The sequence below is a fragment of the Bifidobacterium catenulatum subsp. kashiwanohense JCM 15439 = DSM 21854 genome (assembly GCF_001042615.1).
Classification (GTDB): domain Bacteria; phylum Actinomycetota; class Actinomycetes; order Actinomycetales; family Bifidobacteriaceae; genus Bifidobacterium; species Bifidobacterium catenulatum.
Genome location: NZ_AP012327.1, coordinates 633,098 through 649,205, shown reverse-complemented (window position 1 = coordinate 649,205; position 16,108 = coordinate 633,098). Strand labels below are relative to the sequence as shown.

Sequence of the window (16,108 nt, the reverse complement as noted above, 5' to 3'; positions counted from 1 at the left end):
TACGGGATGTCCCCACTTGGTGTCAATGCCATTCAATATGACGTTGCGGTTATTGTGCGACTATTTCGCAGCTTCGTCCGCGGACATCATGGCTTGGATGATCTGGTCGCGCATCTCATTGAAGCCACCAGGCGTCGAAGCAGGCAACACTACCGTCTTCGCGTTCTGCGACGAGGCAAGATTACGCATGGTGTCGAGATACTGGTTGAACAGCACCACATTGTTCACGTCGTTCACATTCATGCCGACAGCCTGCAGACTCTTAATCTGGTCGACAATACCGTTGGCGATCTCACGACGATAATTAGCCTGGCCCTCACCCTGAAGGCGTGTCTTCTCAGCCTCGGCGGCCGCCTGGGTCTCGATCTGAATACGCTGGGCCTCGGCACGCTGACGCGTGGCTTCCTTTTCGCGCTGTGCCGCGTTGATGGAATCCATGGCGTTCTTGACCTGTGGACTCGGGTCGATGGCCGTGATCAGCGTTTTGACCACGGTGAAGCCGAAGCGGGACATTTCATTGCCGACAGTCTTCTGCACGTCAAAAGCGACATCGTCCTTGCGGGAGAATGCATCGTCCAAAGACAATGCAGGAATGGCGGAACGAAGCGCATCCTCCATATAGGAGCGCAGCTGGCCGGCCGGATCGCGCAGCTCGTAGTATGCGGTCGCCACATTGCTGGGATCGACACGAAACTGGGTAGAGGCCACCACGGTGACGAACACGTTGTCGAGCGTTTTGGTTTCCAACTGCACGTTGAGCTGGTTGACACGCATGTTGGTTTTCATGGCGATGCGATCCACGAACGGGATTCGAATATGAATGCCGGCGAACTGCACCTTGTTGAACTTGCCGAAACGTTCGATGATGTAGGCCTGCTGCTGCGGCACGATGAACAACGCGGACAGGAACAGAAAAGCGATGATAAGTGCAATGACAAGGAGCGTAATAAGGAACGGCATGGCATTACTCCCTTCTTTGGTTTTCTCTCGAAAGCCTGTTGATTGACGGCTTTCCGTAGGCTCTGCAACTATTGCCGAACCCAAGCAAAAATTTACCAAAGAATGCAATCGCGTGCAGACAATGTCCGCGAGCTGGGCATGCACCGTCTCACGAGCCGAGTAAATGACGTCCCAACATGTCCGGCTCGTGAGACAGCGTGCAACGAAACGTCAGTACGCCCCGGCAATCGCCTGGTCAAGGTCGGCGATCAGATCGTCGACGTTTTCCAAACCAATCGATAGACGGATGAGATTGTCGCTCACGCCTGCCGCGTCGTAATAACCGGCAGGCACCTCACGGTGCGTCACCTTCGTCGGATTGACAATCAGTGAGCGCGAATCACCGATGTTCGGCACATATGAGAAGACCTTCGTCGCGTCGAGAATACGTTCGACGTTGCTTCCGTCGCCTTCGACAGTGAATGACAGAATCGTGCCGATACCGTTCGGCAGATATTTGAGCGCCAGATCATAGGTCGGGGAATCTTCGAGCGCCGCATAATTCACGGACGTGACATGAGACAATGTCGTCAGATGCTTGGCAATCGCAGTTGCAGAAGCAACTTCCTGCTTTTCACGGACGGTCAACGTCTCTAAACCAATCAACTGCATGTATGCGTTGAATGGGCTTTGCACGGCACCAAACGTGCGCAGATATTTGATGCGAATACGTTTAATGAACGCCTGATTGCCGAACCTGCTGTGGAAACTGTGCCATTCGCCGGCACGCTGGTCGCTGATCACCAATTCCTCACGCGTGAACTGCGGGAATCTGCCATTGTTCCAGTCGAAACGGCCCGCATCCACGACCACTCCGCCAAGGGCATTGCCATGGCCGGTAATACCCTTGGTGGTGGAGTGTACCACGATATCGGCTCCAAATTCAATCGGACGCAGCAAATACGGTGTGGGAACCGTATTATCGACAATCAGCGGAATGCCATGCTTATGCGCAAGATCGGCAAGCCCTTCGATATCGGCAACGGCGGTGCTTGGATTGGCAACAGACTCCGTGAAAATCGCTTTGGTGTCTGGACCAATCACAGCTTCCACCGACGCGAGATCGTTGATATCGCTTACAAAATCACCGTAAATACCGAATTTCGGCAGAAAATCGCCTAATGCGTCAACGGAAGCCCCATACAGGTTGACGGGGGCAACGATCCGGCCGCCGCCCTCGGCCACACACATGAGAGCATAGCTCACCGCCGCCATACCGGAAGACAATGCGACGGCGCCGACACCGCCTTCCAAGGATGCGAGCCGCCGTTCCAATGCATCCACCGTAGGATTGGCCACACGCGAGTATTCAAAACCAGGCAACGATCCGCCGGCCAAGGCGTCGCCGCGGCGGGCGTTTTCCAAATCAAATGCAGCCGAAGCGTAGATGGGCACACTTACCGCATCCGCATTGGTTTGCCGGTCATAGCCGACATGAATCGCTCTGGTTTCGAAACAGCCAGTCTCCGTTGCAGTGGTCATGGTGGTACATACTCTCCTTGTTGCTTTTCAATCAACTCGGCGTTGAGGAATGCGTGTTTCGCCGCTCTTCAATGCATGAATGGTGGAAATAACGGCCTATGCATACACATGCTGGGCCACGGCTGCGAACAGATCTTCGCCCTCGTGGCGCTGCAGATACCGCTCGTAGGCGATATCGAAAGCCTGACCAAGATCCTCGATCAAATCCTGCTTGTCTTCAATGCCCACAGCCAAACGCACCAGTTCATCGGTGATGCCGACTTTCAGGCGCTCCTCGCGAGGCAGTTCGAAATGGGTCATGCGGCACGGCAGTTCGGCGAGGCTCTCCACCGCTCCAAGCGAGACGGCCAGATGGAAGATGTTCAGGTTGTTGAGCACATCGGCGGGGTTCATGCCCGGCACGACTTCGAAACTCAGCACGCCACCGGCACCCTTCAGACCATTGGATTCAAGCTCATACTCGTGGCCGGGCAGCCCCGGATAGTGCACGGCTTTCACCAGAGGATGCAGCAACAGGTAGTTCGCCACCGCGCGGGCATTCTCCTGCTGACGTTCCATACGCAACGCCAACGTTTGGATGCCACGACGCACCGCATCGCATTCGACCGGCGCGAGCACGCCTCCGAGACGATTCTGAGCGAAATAAATCTTCTGACCGAGTTCGTCATTCTTGACCACCACCAGTCCGGCGTTCACTTCGGAATGTCCGGCCAAATACTTGGTGGCGGAATGAATCACAATGTCAGCACCCAAATCGAGCGGCTGCTGCAGATACGGCGTCACGAACGTGTTATCGACGATTGACAGCGCGCCATAGCGGTGAGCCACTTCGGAAATACGGGTCACATTGTTGACTTGCAACAGCGGATTGGTGAGCACCTCGTAATACACAGCCTTAGCGGGGCGTGCATGAGAAGCCCCCTCGGAGGAACGGCCGGAAACCGCTTCGTCGAGCGCTTCGTAATCAGCCGTGCCCACCGCTTCCACAAGCACGCCCCAATGTGCGAAATATTCGTTCAGCAGCGAATAGGTGCCGCCGTAGATATTCTTGCCGACCACAATGCGATCGCCCGGCTGGAAGATGGACAGCACCGCGTGAATGGCGGCCAAGCCGGACCCGAAGGCGAATCCGCGTGTGCCATGCTCAAGCTGTGCGATCTGCTGTTCCAAAAACTCGCGGGTCGGATTGCCACTGCGCGCGTAATCCCAACGGGGCATGGTCTCAACCGATTCGAAAGCATAAGTGGACGAGTTGTAGATCGGCGGGTTCACAGCTCCGGTGTTGTTGTCGTTGACCGGCAGTCCGTGAACAAGCTGAGTGTTGAATCTAGTCATGGTGCGCACCCCCTCGGGTTGTGGCTCATTGCCGCATGCCATTCACGCGGTCACTGTTACCCACTAAACCGCATCCTGCGTTTCAACGCGCGCCGCGCCTTATCAACGTTTGTTATAGAACGCGCGAATCGCCATAACGTTTTCTTGTAAGCGGCTATCAAACGGCGGAAATGCAAGGCATCGCACCGCAATCGCCAGTTCATACATAAAAGGCTACGCAGGAAAAACTACGCTAGTACAGCAGCTACCCGGCGCACAGCCTCACGCAACTGGTCCTCAGATTTGAGCAGGCTGAATCGTACGTAATCCTTGCCGACTTTGCCAAAACACGTGCCCGGTAGCGCGGCGACGGCCGCACGTTCCAACAGCATGTCGGCAAACTGTTCACCCTTCTGACCTTCAGGAGCGTGTACCCAAGCGTAGATGCCACCGTCTGAATCGAAGACGTCAAGTCCGGCTTCACGCAATCCACCGGCAACGATTTCACGACGAGACGCATACCGTTCCGCAAGTTCGGCCACACAGCTCTGATCCGACAGCAGCGCCGCGGTGCCCGCGTCTTGAATGCTGGACGTAACCATGGAACCCATTTGATAGTGGTACTGCTTCACATGAGACACGATGTCGTCGTTGCCCGCGATGAAACCGGCACGCCAGCCAGCCATTGCATACATTTTCGACAGCGAACACACTTCCACCGCAACATCGAACGCACCCGGCAGTGACAGTATGCTGATCTGCTGCGCATCGACACCCAATCCCGCATATGCGAAATCCTGCACAATCGCGACATGATGCTCATGAGCCAAATCAACGGCACGCTGCAAAAACTCGCGCGGAGCCTGCACACCCGTCGGATTGTTCGGATAGTTGAGCACCAGCACTTTCACACGATCCCACACCCGTGCAGGAACCGCGTCCAAATCCGGCAGGAACCCACGCTCCGGCAACGATGGCAGCAGTATCTCCTCGGCACGGCTCATCACCGTCATGCAATGGTACGAAGGGTAATATGGATCCGCATATGCCACAGCGTCGCCTGGGGAAACCAGCACGGCGAACAACGCGGCCAAACCATCGACCGCGCCCTCCACGGCAAAAAGCTGGGTTTTCCAATCAACCTCAACACCGTACGTATTGCGATACCACTGTTCGGCAGCCTGCAGAAAACTTGGCTTGCCATCGAATGGCGAATACCGGGCATTTGCCGGATCGTCAACCGCTTTTTTGGCTACTTCTCGAATGAAATCAGCAGGAAACGCGTCTGGATTGCCTTTGGCCAAATCAATCACATCAGCCCCACCGGCAACCGCGGCAGCCACTTTGCGATCCATATCGGCGAACACATTCGGCGGAATCGACTGCGCCACCGTAGTGAACGCAACAGGAGAAACATACGAAGTCATTAATCAACCCTCCCTATCATCTCGCGACTGTATATGCGCACATTCACGCATATACGCAACCATCAGTGCGTTACCTTGCGCGCGAACCAATCGCCAACCCACTGAATGATCTGCACAATGACGATCAGAATAATAACAATCACAACAAGCACGCCGGTTTCGTAACGGTTATAGCCGTATTGAATGGCCATATCGCCGATGCCGCCGGCTCCGATGGTGCCGACCATTGCGGAATAGCCGATCAGCGAAATGATGGTGAGCACCACGCCGCGAATAAACGACGGCAAAGCTTGCGGAAACACCGCATCCACAATGATTTGGCGTGTGGTAGCGCCAGTGGAGATGGCAGCCTCAAGCAGGCCCGGATCAACTTCGGAGAACGCGCTTTCCGCGATTCGCGCGAAGAACGGCACTGCGGCGATCGACAGGGAGATTGCGCCACCGGTCGGCGTGTAAGGGTCACCCAAAATCAATTGCACAACCGGAATAAGCACCACCATGAGAATCAGGAACGGCAGCGAGCGAATCGCGTTTACGATGAACCCTACAATAACGTTCAGCGCATGATTCGGCGTAAACAAGCGGTTTTCAGTCAAATACAGCAGCAATGCCACCAGCGTGCCCAGCACCACGCCGATAATCGCCGACACCACAACCATGTATGCCGTGTCGATCAGTGCTTGCCCAAGATTGTCTTGAAGGATTTCCAGAGTTTCTTCCATTGTTCTCACGCCTCCTGATTATCCGCAGCCTCGGCAGCCACAACCAGCTGCCCACGATCAAGTTCCCGATAGCTGAACACATGCGTTCTCAACGTGTTCAACGCCTGCAGCAGCGGCTCCCCCGCGCCGGAAACAAGCACAATCAGAATGCCGATGGCCTGCGAACCGAAATATTCCACATTCGCATGCAGCACGTCGATGCTCACACCGTAATCCCGCGCAACCTGGCTGATGAGCGGCTCGAGTGCCGCATCGCCCTTGTATCGCAGTTCCACGATGGTGCCAGCCGGCAGCGATGGCACCAATTGCGGTGGCACGGCAATGCCAAGGTAGCGTTCCACCAACGCTTTGGTGGTCGGATGTTTCGGAGCACTGAACACGTCGAACGTGTTGCCCTGCTCCACTACCACACCGTTTTCCATAACGGCCACTCGGCCGAAAATCTGCTTCGCCACGTCAAGCTGATGCGTGATGAACACGATGGTAATGCCCAGTTCGCGGTTGATGCGCTGCAAGAGCGCCAGAATGCCTTCTGTGGTTTCCAGGTCGAGTGCGCTGGTGGCTTCGTCGCACAGCAGGATTTCCGGCTTGTTGGCGAGCGCACGCGCAATGGACACGCGCTGCTTTTGCCCGCCCGACAGGCTTGATGGGTAGCTGTCGATCTTGTTTTCCAAACCGACCAGTGCCAGCAGTTCGCGGACACGTTCCGGCCACTGCGCTTTCGGATATCCGCCGGCTTTCAGCGCGAATTCAATGTTCTTGCCTACCGTAACGTTGGCGATCAGGTTGAATCCTTGGAAAATAAAGCCGATTTTCTTGCGCAGGTCACTCAATTGACTGCCTTTGAGTGCGGTGATATCGTTGCCGTCGATCACCACATGGCCGCCTGTTGGTCGTTCCAGCAGATTGATGGTGCGCACCAAAGTGGATTTGCCAGCTCCGGAAAAACCCACGATGCCGAAAATCTCGCCTTTTTCCACGCTGATGTTCACATGCTTGACCGCTTCGACGGTTCGTCCACCTTCGTGAAATGTCACAGACACGTCGTTGAGTTCAATAACGCTCATAGTTCGTTCCTCGCTTCATTCGAGTACTTGTTCAAGTTCGTTCAATACGTTTTGTTCGATGAATCTCGTTTGCGCATAAGGCCCGTATGAGTCTTCAATTCATACGGGCCTTTGTATTACCGCACGCTATAGCGTCACCACGTGGTCGGCTTGCCGAAATCCTTGAATTCGCTCTTGGCGATGGCGTCCTTGAATTTCTGGCTGGCAAGCAGTTTCTTAACGGCCTTGCCGAAGTCGGAATCGACGTCCTGGGTGCGGACCACGAACACTTCGATCACACCATCATCCTGCTTTTCCATGGCGAGCGCGTCTGCAGGCTTCAGATCAGCAGCCCAAGAGTAGTTGCCCGGCACCAGAGCCACATCAACGGTGTCCAAGGAACGGGCCAGCTGTGCCGCATCGATCGTTTTGATTTTGAGGTTCTTCGGATTGGATGCGATGTCGTTGACCGTGGCCTTGGTGGCATCGACCTCGCCCTTGAGCGTCACCAGACCCTGCTGCTGGAGCACGCCGAGAGAACGCGCCAGATTAGAGCCATCGTTGGCGATTGCGACCGTAGCTCCGTCTTCGATGTCATCGATGGACTTGTACTTGTTGGAATAGATGCCCAATCCCAAAGTCGGCGTCTGTCCAAGAGAGGTCAGGTCAAGATTGTTGTCGGCGGTGAACTTCTTCAGATAATTGCCATGCTGGAAAAGATTCGCCTGAATGGAACCGGATGCAAGTGCCTTATTGGGCTGCACATAATCGTTAAACAGCTTGGTTTTCAGTTTGAAACCGTCATCTTTCAGCAGTGGCGCGATAACCTTGTCGACCATGTCGCCATATGGTCCTGCGCACACGCCGACGGTGATTGTGGTGGTTTTGCCCTTCGTGGTGTTCAGACTGTTGGACGCGGATGCGCTGTTGCCGGAACCGCATGCCGCAACGGAAATAAGTGTTGCAGCGGCGAGTACTGCTGCGGCGATTCGTTTGATGCCGTTTGGCTTCTTAAAAATAGCGATGGTCATGGTTGTTTTCCTTCTCTCACTTGTTTTGAAAAATTACGGTTATTCCGTTACCGGCTTACTGGCTTCGACGTCGGCTTTGGCCTGTGCGACGACGCCTGGATTGTGGATGGCGAAGGCTTGTTCGGCGAGATGCACTTCGCGGGTTAGGAATTCGTGCAGCTTGCATTCGTAGCCATGCTCGCGTCCGACTTTGGCGATATAGCCGTTGATGTAGTCGACTTCCGTCGGACGTCCCTTAGTCAGGTCTTGATACATGGACGGATAGTGCAGCGGATGCGCCACGCCCGCGGTGTGCAGAATGGTTTCGACTTCCGTTTCGCGCGTGCCCAACAGTTGGTATCCGGCTGCTTCGGCCGCGCTGTAAGCTTCGTCGACCAGCTGCTCGGTGAGCCAACGCGCGTCGGGATGCGCATGGAATTCGCCGAAGCGGATCTGGTACATGGTACACAGCGTGTTCAGCACCGAGTTGAATACGATTTTCGCCATGCACATGCCGATGAAGTTGTCCACGATGGTCGGGTTGAGTGTGGCCGTTGCGAAATCCTCGTACAGCGCCTGCTCGTGTTTGCGCACCTCGTCAGTCACATCATCCGCGTAGGCACACAGGTTCATGGCCTTGGCATGTGCCCCGCCGGTGAAGTTGAAATCGCCGGGGCCGTACACGTAGGCACCGATCAGTGCGGTGCCGCCGTAGATGCGGTCTTTGGAGAAGTATTCGTTGATCTTTTCGAAGTGTCCATAGCCGTTCATGGCGGAGAACACAATCTGCTTCTCGTTGAACAGGTGGGCGCAGCGCTTGAGCACGCCGTCAAGCTGCATCTGCTTGAGGAACACGATCCACACGTCTGGCTGGCCGGCGTATTCCTCCGGGTAATACACGTTGATCGGCACAAGATGGCGGTCTTCACCATCTTGAGACACGTAGGCGCCACCTTGCTCGCGAATCTTCTCGACATTCGGCTTCCACGTATCGATGAAATCGACATCCTTGTGCGCGAATTCCTGCAGCAGCACACCGTACTGGATGCCCATTCCACCTGCACCGATCACTGCGTACTTCATACGCCGCACCTCTCTCTCATGTGTGTTTTCATATGGCTTCTTTCAAGCGATAATCACAAGATATCGGTAGAAATCCTTTTCCATGTCGGCGTGGCTATATGCGATTTTTATGGAAGGCGCAAATCGCAATAATTCTTTTTTATGAACGGTTATCAGGATATGGAAAAGCCTCCCGCGGCATATGCCACGGAAGGCTTGGAAACAGAATTGACGGACGGCAGGTTGCCGTCAGGTCAGGCGAGTGTCAGAGCTTGCCGCCCTCGACCACAATGTCATCCGGATCGACATCGGAACCGTACACCGGCTTCAGGGTCTCCTCGTAATCCTTGTGGAAGAAGTTCTCCTTACCCAACTTCACGATTTCGTCGTTCAGCCAGTTGAGCAGCTCCTTGTTGCCCTTCTGTACAGCCGGAGCGATGGTGTCCTCATCGCCGAGTTTGGTAATGCCCACCTTGAAACCCTTGTTGGACTTGGCCCAAGCCAGTACCTCGGTGTTGTCGGTGGAGAAAGCGTCGCCACGGCCGTCGAGCAGCGCATTGTAGGCGTCGGCATACTGGTCGTACTTCTGCAGCTTGACGTCGGGCTCGTTCTTCTCGAAGTAGCTTTCGGCGGTGGTGCCCTTGGCGATGATCAGCGTCTTGCCCTTGAGCTGGCTCACGTCAGTGATTTCGGCATTTTCCGGGGAGACCACGCCGAGTGCCACCTTCATGTACGGCTTGGCGAAATCGACCTTCTCCTTACGCTCGTCGGTGACGGTGAAGTTGGCCAGTGTGATGTCCACCTTGTTGGAGGTGAGCACGTCCACGCGGGCGGCCGGGTCGACGGAAGTGTACTTGACCTTCACTCCCAGATCCTTGCCGAGGCGCTCAGCGAAGTACACGTCGTAGCCGGCGTTTTTGCCTTCCTTGTCAATGTAGCCGAACGGGGCCTTGTCTGAGAAGACGGCAACCTTAAGTTCGCCGGATTTCTTGATCTCGTCCAGAGTGCGGGCGGTGACGTTGCTGCTGGAGCTGGAATCGCTGCCAGTGGAATTTTCATCGCTCGGAGCGGCTGTGGACGGACCGCAAGCAGCCACCGAGGCTGCCATGATCAACGCGGCCGATGCAGCCACGATGCTCTTGAATGTTTTGTTGATGATTGATGCGGTCATGGTTTCTCCTCTCTTGTAAAGATGACTGCTATCAAAATCTTGGATTTCGCCGATTCTCGCCATTTGCCTGGATTATTCGGATTGATTGGCGGACTTGCGGTGCCGGTCGAATTCAAACGTGCGCAGGAACTGCTTGGCTCGTTCGGTGGTCGGATTGGTGAAGAATCGTTCGGCATTGTCGGATTGTTCCACAATGCCGCCGTCTTCAAGCAGGATCACCTGATCGGCGATGGCTCGCGCGAATTGCATTTCGTGCGTCACGATAAGCATGGTCTGGCCGGAATCAGCGAGTTCGAGCATCACGTCGAGCACTTCACGCACCATTTCCGGGTCGAGCGCGGCGGTGACTTCGTCGAACAGCAGCACTTCCGGATGCAGGATCAGCGCACGGCAGATGGCTACGCGTTGACGTTGGCCGCCGGAAAGCTCGTGCGGCCAGGAATCCTTGCGATCGGCAAGGCCGACGCGTTCCAGAAGCTTAATCGCCTCCTGCTCGACTTCGGCCTTATCTCGCTTCTGCACCAAGGTCGGCGCCAGTGTGATGTTGCCAAGCACGTTTTTATTAGGAAACAGGTCGTAGCTTTGGAACACCATGCCAACACGGGTACGCAGTTCGCTGCTGCGCTTGCTGCGCCCAGCGGACTCAGTGCCCGGCTTGCCCGTTTCGATCACTTCACCATTGAGTGAAATGGTGCCGCCCTGAATCGGCTCAAGGCCTGCGATGGTACGCAACAACGTCGATTTGCCGGAACCGGAAGGCCCAACGATCACAAACACCTTGCCATGCGGCACGTCGAACGAAATATCGTTCAGCACCGGCTTATCGGCATTGGCGTACTGCTTGACCAGATGAGCAATCTCAAGACTTGCCTGGCCTGACTGGTCCTGCTTGCCTGCTGCGTCAGTCATGCGACCACCTCTTTTCCAGTCGGCGGGCCACGATGGACAGCGGCCAGCACACGATGAAGTACATGAAGAAAATCACCCCGTAGATCCACAGGGTTCCGGTCGGGTATTGGAAACGGTTCGCGTCGATGATCTGCTGGCCCACTTTGATGACCTCGACCACGCCGAGAAGCACGGCCAGCGATGTCGTTTTCACGATTCGTGTTGCCAGATTCACCGAAGCCGGCAAAAGTCTACGCAACGCTTGCGGCAGAATCACTTTGACGAACGTCTGCCAGCCACTCAACCCAAGCACATACGCGGACTCATACTGGGCTTTCGGAATCGACTCAAGCGCGCCACGCACCAAATCGCCCAATTCCGCGCCACCCCACAGCACGAACACGAACACGCATGCACCGGTCGCATCCAAATTCCAATTCCACGCACGGGCGAAACCGTAAAACGCGATGAACAGCAACGCCAATTGCGGCATGATGCGAATGAAATCCAAATAAATCCTGGTCAACACGCGAATGACGGGGTTCTTCATCGTCATCAACCAGCCGACAACCAATCCCACCGGAACGGAAAGACCCACCGAAACACCGGCAATCCACACCGTAACCCACAGGCCCTGCAGCAGGCGCGGAAACACGCCCGGCTCGAGCAGAATTTCAGCGCCGCTCATAGTCGAACCTCCGTTCCAGCCAAGTGCCGAACAATGAGATCGGCAGCAGAATCACCAAGTATGCGACGACCAGCATCAGCAGCGACTCGTACGTGCTGTAGTACATGCCGATCAGATCCTTGGCCATGTACATCACGTCGGCAAGCGCGATGGCCGATACGACGGATGATTCCTTGATCAGGAAGATCACGTTGGCCACAACGCCCGGAATGGACGTGCTGATGGCCTGCGGAATGACCACGCGGATCAAGGTCTGCCATTGGCTGAGGCCCAGCACGTACGCGGATTCGCGCTGCACATTCGGAATGGTTTCGAGGCCGCCACGCATCGCTTCGGCCATGTAGGAGCCGCCAAGGAAGCCAAGTCCCACGATCGCGCACTGTTCCGCGGACCATACGATGCCAAGCTTCGGCAGACCGAAATACAGGAAGTACAGTTGCACCAGCAATGGCGTGTTACGGCTGAGTTCGATGTAGACGCGCACGATGTGCTTGAGCACGGGAATGCGTGCGATTTCAATGCCTGCGCAGATCAGTCCGACCGCAATCGAAAGCACGATGCCGAACACGGAAATGAACAGCGTCATCACCGAACCGTTGACGAAGAATGGCGCGTAGTGCGTCACGAATGTCCAGTCGAACACGCGCCCCCTCCCATCTTTCTCTTCAGGTTGTCGAATTCTCTACGGATCCGTCGGAACCTTTCCGGCTATTTCCAAGCTTTTGCCGTGGACGCGCCCCATCGTACCGCGCAACAATCGCGGAACAGGCCGCGTCGTTATCGGTTTTTCATATAAGCGTTTATCAGCTCCCAAAAACGCTTCCGGCGATCCTTTCACAGTATTGCACGCTGGCGTTTCCACTGTTCGCCCATATCGAAATGTGAAGATTGGGTATACCCTGCGAGAGAGTATGCACATGCTCATTCGACATGCAACGATGGAGGATTTGGACGCGATTGAGGCTGTGGAGGCCGCCTGCTTCCCACCTGCGGAGGCCGCAACGAACGAGAGCCTGACCGCACGCGTTGCCACGTATCCGGATCATTTCTGGCTTTTGATCAACACTGACGCCGATGACGATGCCTGCTTCCCAGCTTCTGTGGAAGACGGCACATTGGTTGGTTTCATCAACGGTATGACGACCAACGAAAAGGACTTGGCCGACGTCATGTATGAGGATGTTTCTCTGCACGACGAGCATGGCGCTTGGCAGATGATTTTCGGCGTGGACGTGGCTCCCGTCTACCAGCATCGCGGTTGCGCCAGCTATCTGCTGCGTCGTGTGATTCTTGATTCGACGATTGCCGGGCGCAAAGGCATTGTGCTGACATGCAAGGAACGCCTTGTCGGATTTTACGCCCGTCTGGGATTCGTGGACGAAGGCATGTCTGCTTCGACGCACGGCAATGCGGCATGGCATCAGATGCGCTTGACGTTGACGCAATCCCCTTCTGAAGAATCGTTCGTCGAATCCGATCCAGATGCGAAAACCATGGAAATTCCAGTGGTTTTGATCGCTAACTGACAGCGTGTTGCCTCCTCGCAACACCACCGCGACACGCCGATGATTTGCATTCTGCCTAGAATCCACGTAAGTTAGCACTCGCTTCGGGCGGTTGGCGCAGAGGTAGCGCACTTCCCTGACACGGAAGGGGTCACAAGTTCGAATCTTGTATCGCCCACGCGAAGCGGGTAACGAAGCTGGGAAACCGGCGAAATTATCCCACGGGTGATTGGCGCAGCGGCTAGCGCACTTCCTTCACACGGAAGGGGTCATAGGTTCGATTCCTATATCACCCACTGAATTTCCGCTTCTCACGGCGGAAGTTCTTTGCGGACATAGCTTAGTTGGTAAAGCGCAACCTTGCCAAGGTTGAGACCGCGGGTTCGAGTCCCGTTGTCCGCTCCATCAGAGAGCCCCACCGGATTGGTGGGGCTCTTCGTTTATCCGTTATCCGATCTTTCCCGAACAGTCACTGCTCCCCCATGCCATGCCAGGCGTAGTCGAGATGCATGAATTCGGGAACCTTGTACCATTTGACTGGGTAGCCGGCTCCATGCGCGCAGAACACCGAATCCGGCGTGTTCTCCAAGTCAGATTCCGGATCGTATGCGGACTGCTCAATCACCTCGTCGGCGTTGTGGCATGGCCTGTACCCTGCGAACACGCAACTCAAATGCCCACGCCCGTGCGTGTACGCGTTCACATCCATCGCATAATCTCGCATTTGGGCAACCGGCACCTCACCTTCAAGCACCATATATTCACCATCGCCGGAAGGCGTGTCAAACGAGCCGCTCATACGCTGTATGTCGGCCATCGCATGTCCGACCATATCTTGCGGAACCTCCAAACGGAAGCCATACCACGGCTCCAGCACACGGCAGTCGCCGCGTTCCTTCGCTTCCATCAAGCCTTGCCTAATCGCACGATACGTGGCCTGGCGGAAATCACCCCCTTCCGTATGTTTCAAATGCGCACGGCCAACCAGCAATGTGATCTTCATATCGGTAATCGGAGAGCCGATAAGCACACCCAAATGCTCACGTTCCTGGCAATGCTGCAGAATCAGCCTCTGCCAGTTACGGTCGAGCACATCCTCGCTGCACACGCTCGCAAACCTCATGCCGCTGCCGGCAGGCAATGGCTCGAGCAGCACATGCGTTTCCGCATAATGGCGCAACGGTTCAAAATGGCCCACACCCTCAACCGGATGTGCGATCGTCTCCTTATATAAAATGCCACCCGGGCCGAATAACACGTCCAAGCCGAACCGGTCGTGTATCATCTGCTGGATGACCTCCAACTGCACCGCACCCATCAATTGCAGATGAACTTCCTCAAGATGCGACTGCCACACCACATGCAGCAACGGATCCTCATCCTCAAGCTCGCGCAACGCAACCAAGCAAGCGTGAATATCGCACTCCCCCGGCAGCAACGTGTACGTAAGCACCGGCTGAAGCACCGGATTCACGCCATCAGACTCTTTTCCAAGCCCAGCACCGGGAAACGTTCGCGTCAAGCCCGTAACAGCACACACGGTGCCAGCAACAACCGAATCGACCGTAGTGAATTTCGCACCGGAATACACGCGCACCTGATCGGCCTTCTCATGCCACATACCATCGTCGTCGATTTTCGACTCGCCAAGGTCGGTGCCAACCCGCGCAGTGCCGGAAAGCATCGTCTTCGCCTTGAATTCACCACCCGTTACCTTGAGCCATGTCAGGCGATTGCCTTGCGCATCGTGCGATACCTTGTATATATGCGCGCCGAATTCGCTGTCGTACTCCGGCTCGCGCACATACCGCTCGAATCCTGCGACGAACTCGTCAATACCGTCCATTTTCAGCGCGGATCCGAAGAAACACGGGAACAAAGCACGATCAGCGATCATCTCACGAATGGTTTCATCCGGGATCGTTCCGCTTTCCAAATACGATTCCATGGCGGTTTCGCTTTGCATGGCGATATCTTCCATAACATCGGCAAGCGCCGCATCGTCATCATGCGCTCCGGTGAAATCGATGCAGCCATCCGAGAAACGCTTCTTCAGCTGATTGAGCAGTTTCGTTTTGTCAGCTGCGGGAGCGTCCATTTTATTGATGAAGATGAAAGTGGGCACATTGTAACGTTTCAGCAATCGCCATAATGTTTCGGTATGCCCTTGGATGCCATCAGCACCAGAAATGACCAGGATCGCATAGTCGAGCACGGCGAGGGTTCGTTCCATTTCCGCCGAAAAATCGACGTGTCCCGGAGTGTCAAGCAAGGTGAGAGTGAGGTTCGGCGTGGTGATGATCGCCGGTTCGGTGAAGATGGTGATGCCTCGCTGCCGTTCCATCGTGTTGGTGTCGAGAAACGCGTCGCCATGGTCGACACGGCCGAGTTTGCGTACGTTGCCCGTGGCATACAGCAACGCTTCCGACAGCGTGGTTTTGCCGGCGTCAACATGCGCCAGAATGCCGGTGACGATTCGTTTCATGGGCTCCTCCCATTGCCGAGCTACCGCCGAAGCAGCAGCCGCCTATCAATATGCGAAAGCCCTTACGTCTATTGACGTAAGGGCTTGGTGGTGACCCCGGGGAGACTCGAACTCCCGACCTTGAGATTAGAAGTCACATGCTCTATCCAGCTGAGCTACAGGGCCAAACTCGATTCAGTATAGTCAGTTCACGCGTTCTTGCCAACTTGAACGCGCGGAACACGACCATCGTATCGATGATAAAACCATGAAAACCTACAATTTCCCGACCTTGAAACGAGCGGACAGCCCGCAAAACCGAGGAGTGAA

At 55.5% G+C, this 16,108-nt stretch carries 14 protein-coding genes and 4 tRNA genes; 4 read left to right on the top strand and 14 right to left on the bottom strand.

Annotated elements, in window-relative coordinates; all coding sequences use genetic code 11:
- Positions 1-60: 60 nt before the first annotated feature.
- From BBKW_RS02740 to BBKW_RS02685, 12 genes are all read right to left on the bottom strand, one after another.
- Complete coding sequence (locus BBKW_RS02740) at positions 61-960, bottom strand: SPFH domain-containing protein (RefSeq protein ID WP_033501366.1); 900 nt, start codon at positions 958-960, stop codon at positions 61-63.
- 210 nt (positions 961-1,170) lie between these two features.
- Positions 1,171-2,481, bottom strand: coding sequence for an O-acetylhomoserine aminocarboxypropyltransferase/cysteine synthase family protein (locus tag BBKW_RS02735; RefSeq protein WP_033501367.1), 1,311 nt, complete (start codon positions 2,479-2,481; stop codon positions 1,171-1,173).
- 96 nt (positions 2,482-2,577) lie between these two features.
- Positions 2,578-3,816, bottom strand: coding sequence for a trans-sulfuration enzyme family protein (locus tag BBKW_RS02730; protein WP_033501368.1), 1,239 nt, complete (start codon positions 3,814-3,816; stop codon positions 2,578-2,580).
- A 227-nt stretch (positions 3,817-4,043) separates the two neighbouring features.
- Positions 4,044-5,222 (bottom strand): pyridoxal phosphate-dependent aminotransferase, encoded by a 1,179-nt coding sequence (locus BBKW_RS02725; RefSeq protein WP_033501369.1) that lies wholly within the window; start codon positions 5,220-5,222, stop codon positions 4,044-4,046.
- Between the two features lie 62 nt (positions 5,223-5,284).
- Entirely contained in the window at positions 5,285-5,944 is a 660-nt protein-coding gene (locus BBKW_RS02720; protein WP_033501370.1) for a methionine ABC transporter permease, read from the bottom strand.
- Between the two features lie 5 nt (positions 5,945-5,949).
- The gene (locus BBKW_RS02715; RefSeq protein WP_033501371.1) at positions 5,950-7,011 is read right to left on the bottom strand and encodes a methionine ABC transporter ATP-binding protein; all 1,062 of its coding nucleotides are present in this window, start codon (positions 7,009-7,011) and stop codon (positions 5,950-5,952) included.
- A 134-nt stretch (positions 7,012-7,145) separates the two neighbouring features.
- Entirely contained in the window at positions 7,146-8,021 is an 876-nt protein-coding gene (locus tag BBKW_RS02710) for a MetQ/NlpA family ABC transporter substrate-binding protein (protein ID WP_033501372.1), read from the bottom strand.
- Between the two features lie 39 nt (positions 8,022-8,060).
- On the bottom strand, positions 8,061-9,083 hold the full coding sequence (locus BBKW_RS02705; protein ID WP_033501373.1) for a ketopantoate reductase family protein: 1,023 nt from the start codon (positions 9,081-9,083) through the stop codon (positions 8,061-8,063).
- A 244-nt stretch (positions 9,084-9,327) separates the two neighbouring features.
- Positions 9,328-10,233, bottom strand: coding sequence for a cysteine ABC transporter substrate-binding protein (locus BBKW_RS02700; protein WP_033501374.1), 906 nt, complete (start codon positions 10,231-10,233; stop codon positions 9,328-9,330).
- A gap of 72 nt (positions 10,234-10,305) precedes the next feature.
- Positions 10,306-11,142, bottom strand: coding sequence for an amino acid ABC transporter ATP-binding protein (locus BBKW_RS02695; RefSeq protein ID WP_033501375.1), 837 nt, complete (start codon positions 11,140-11,142; stop codon positions 10,306-10,308).
- Positions 11,135-11,809 (bottom strand): amino acid ABC transporter permease, encoded by a 675-nt coding sequence (locus tag BBKW_RS02690; RefSeq protein WP_033501376.1) that lies wholly within the window; start codon positions 11,807-11,809, stop codon positions 11,135-11,137. The genes BBKW_RS02695 and BBKW_RS02690 overlap by 8 nt, the downstream gene beginning before the upstream one ends.
- A complete protein-coding gene (locus BBKW_RS02685; protein WP_033501377.1) occupies positions 11,796-12,452 on the bottom strand; it encodes an amino acid ABC transporter permease in 657 nt (218 codons plus the stop codon). Before BBKW_RS02685 ends, BBKW_RS02690 begins: the two co-directional genes overlap by 14 nt.
- A gap of 274 nt (positions 12,453-12,726) precedes the next feature.
- Between BBKW_RS02685 and BBKW_RS02680 the strand changes: the two genes are divergently transcribed.
- From BBKW_RS02680 to BBKW_RS02665, 4 genes are all read left to right on the top strand, one after another.
- Positions 12,727-13,335 (top strand): GNAT family N-acetyltransferase, encoded by a 609-nt coding sequence (locus tag BBKW_RS02680; RefSeq protein ID WP_231858507.1) that lies wholly within the window; start codon positions 12,727-12,729, stop codon positions 13,333-13,335.
- Between the two features lie 85 nt (positions 13,336-13,420).
- Positions 13,421-13,492, top strand: a tRNA-Val gene (locus tag BBKW_RS02675).
- Between the two features lie 45 nt (positions 13,493-13,537).
- Positions 13,538-13,610, top strand: a tRNA-Val gene (locus tag BBKW_RS02670).
- 33 nt (positions 13,611-13,643) lie between these two features.
- Positions 13,644-13,719 (top strand) — tRNA-Gly (locus BBKW_RS02665).
- Between the two features lie 64 nt (positions 13,720-13,783).
- On the opposite strand, the gene BBKW_RS02660 is transcribed toward BBKW_RS02665, so the two are convergent.
- Both BBKW_RS02660 and BBKW_RS02655 read right to left on the bottom strand, forming a co-directional pair.
- Positions 13,784-15,799: an elongation factor G gene (locus tag BBKW_RS02660; RefSeq protein WP_033500959.1), complete on the bottom strand. Its 2,016-nt coding sequence runs from the start codon at positions 15,797-15,799 to the stop codon at positions 13,784-13,786.
- Positions 15,800-15,887: 88 nt separating this feature from the next.
- Positions 15,888-15,964 (bottom strand) — tRNA-Arg (locus BBKW_RS02655).
- Positions 15,965-16,108: the final 144 nt, after the last annotated feature.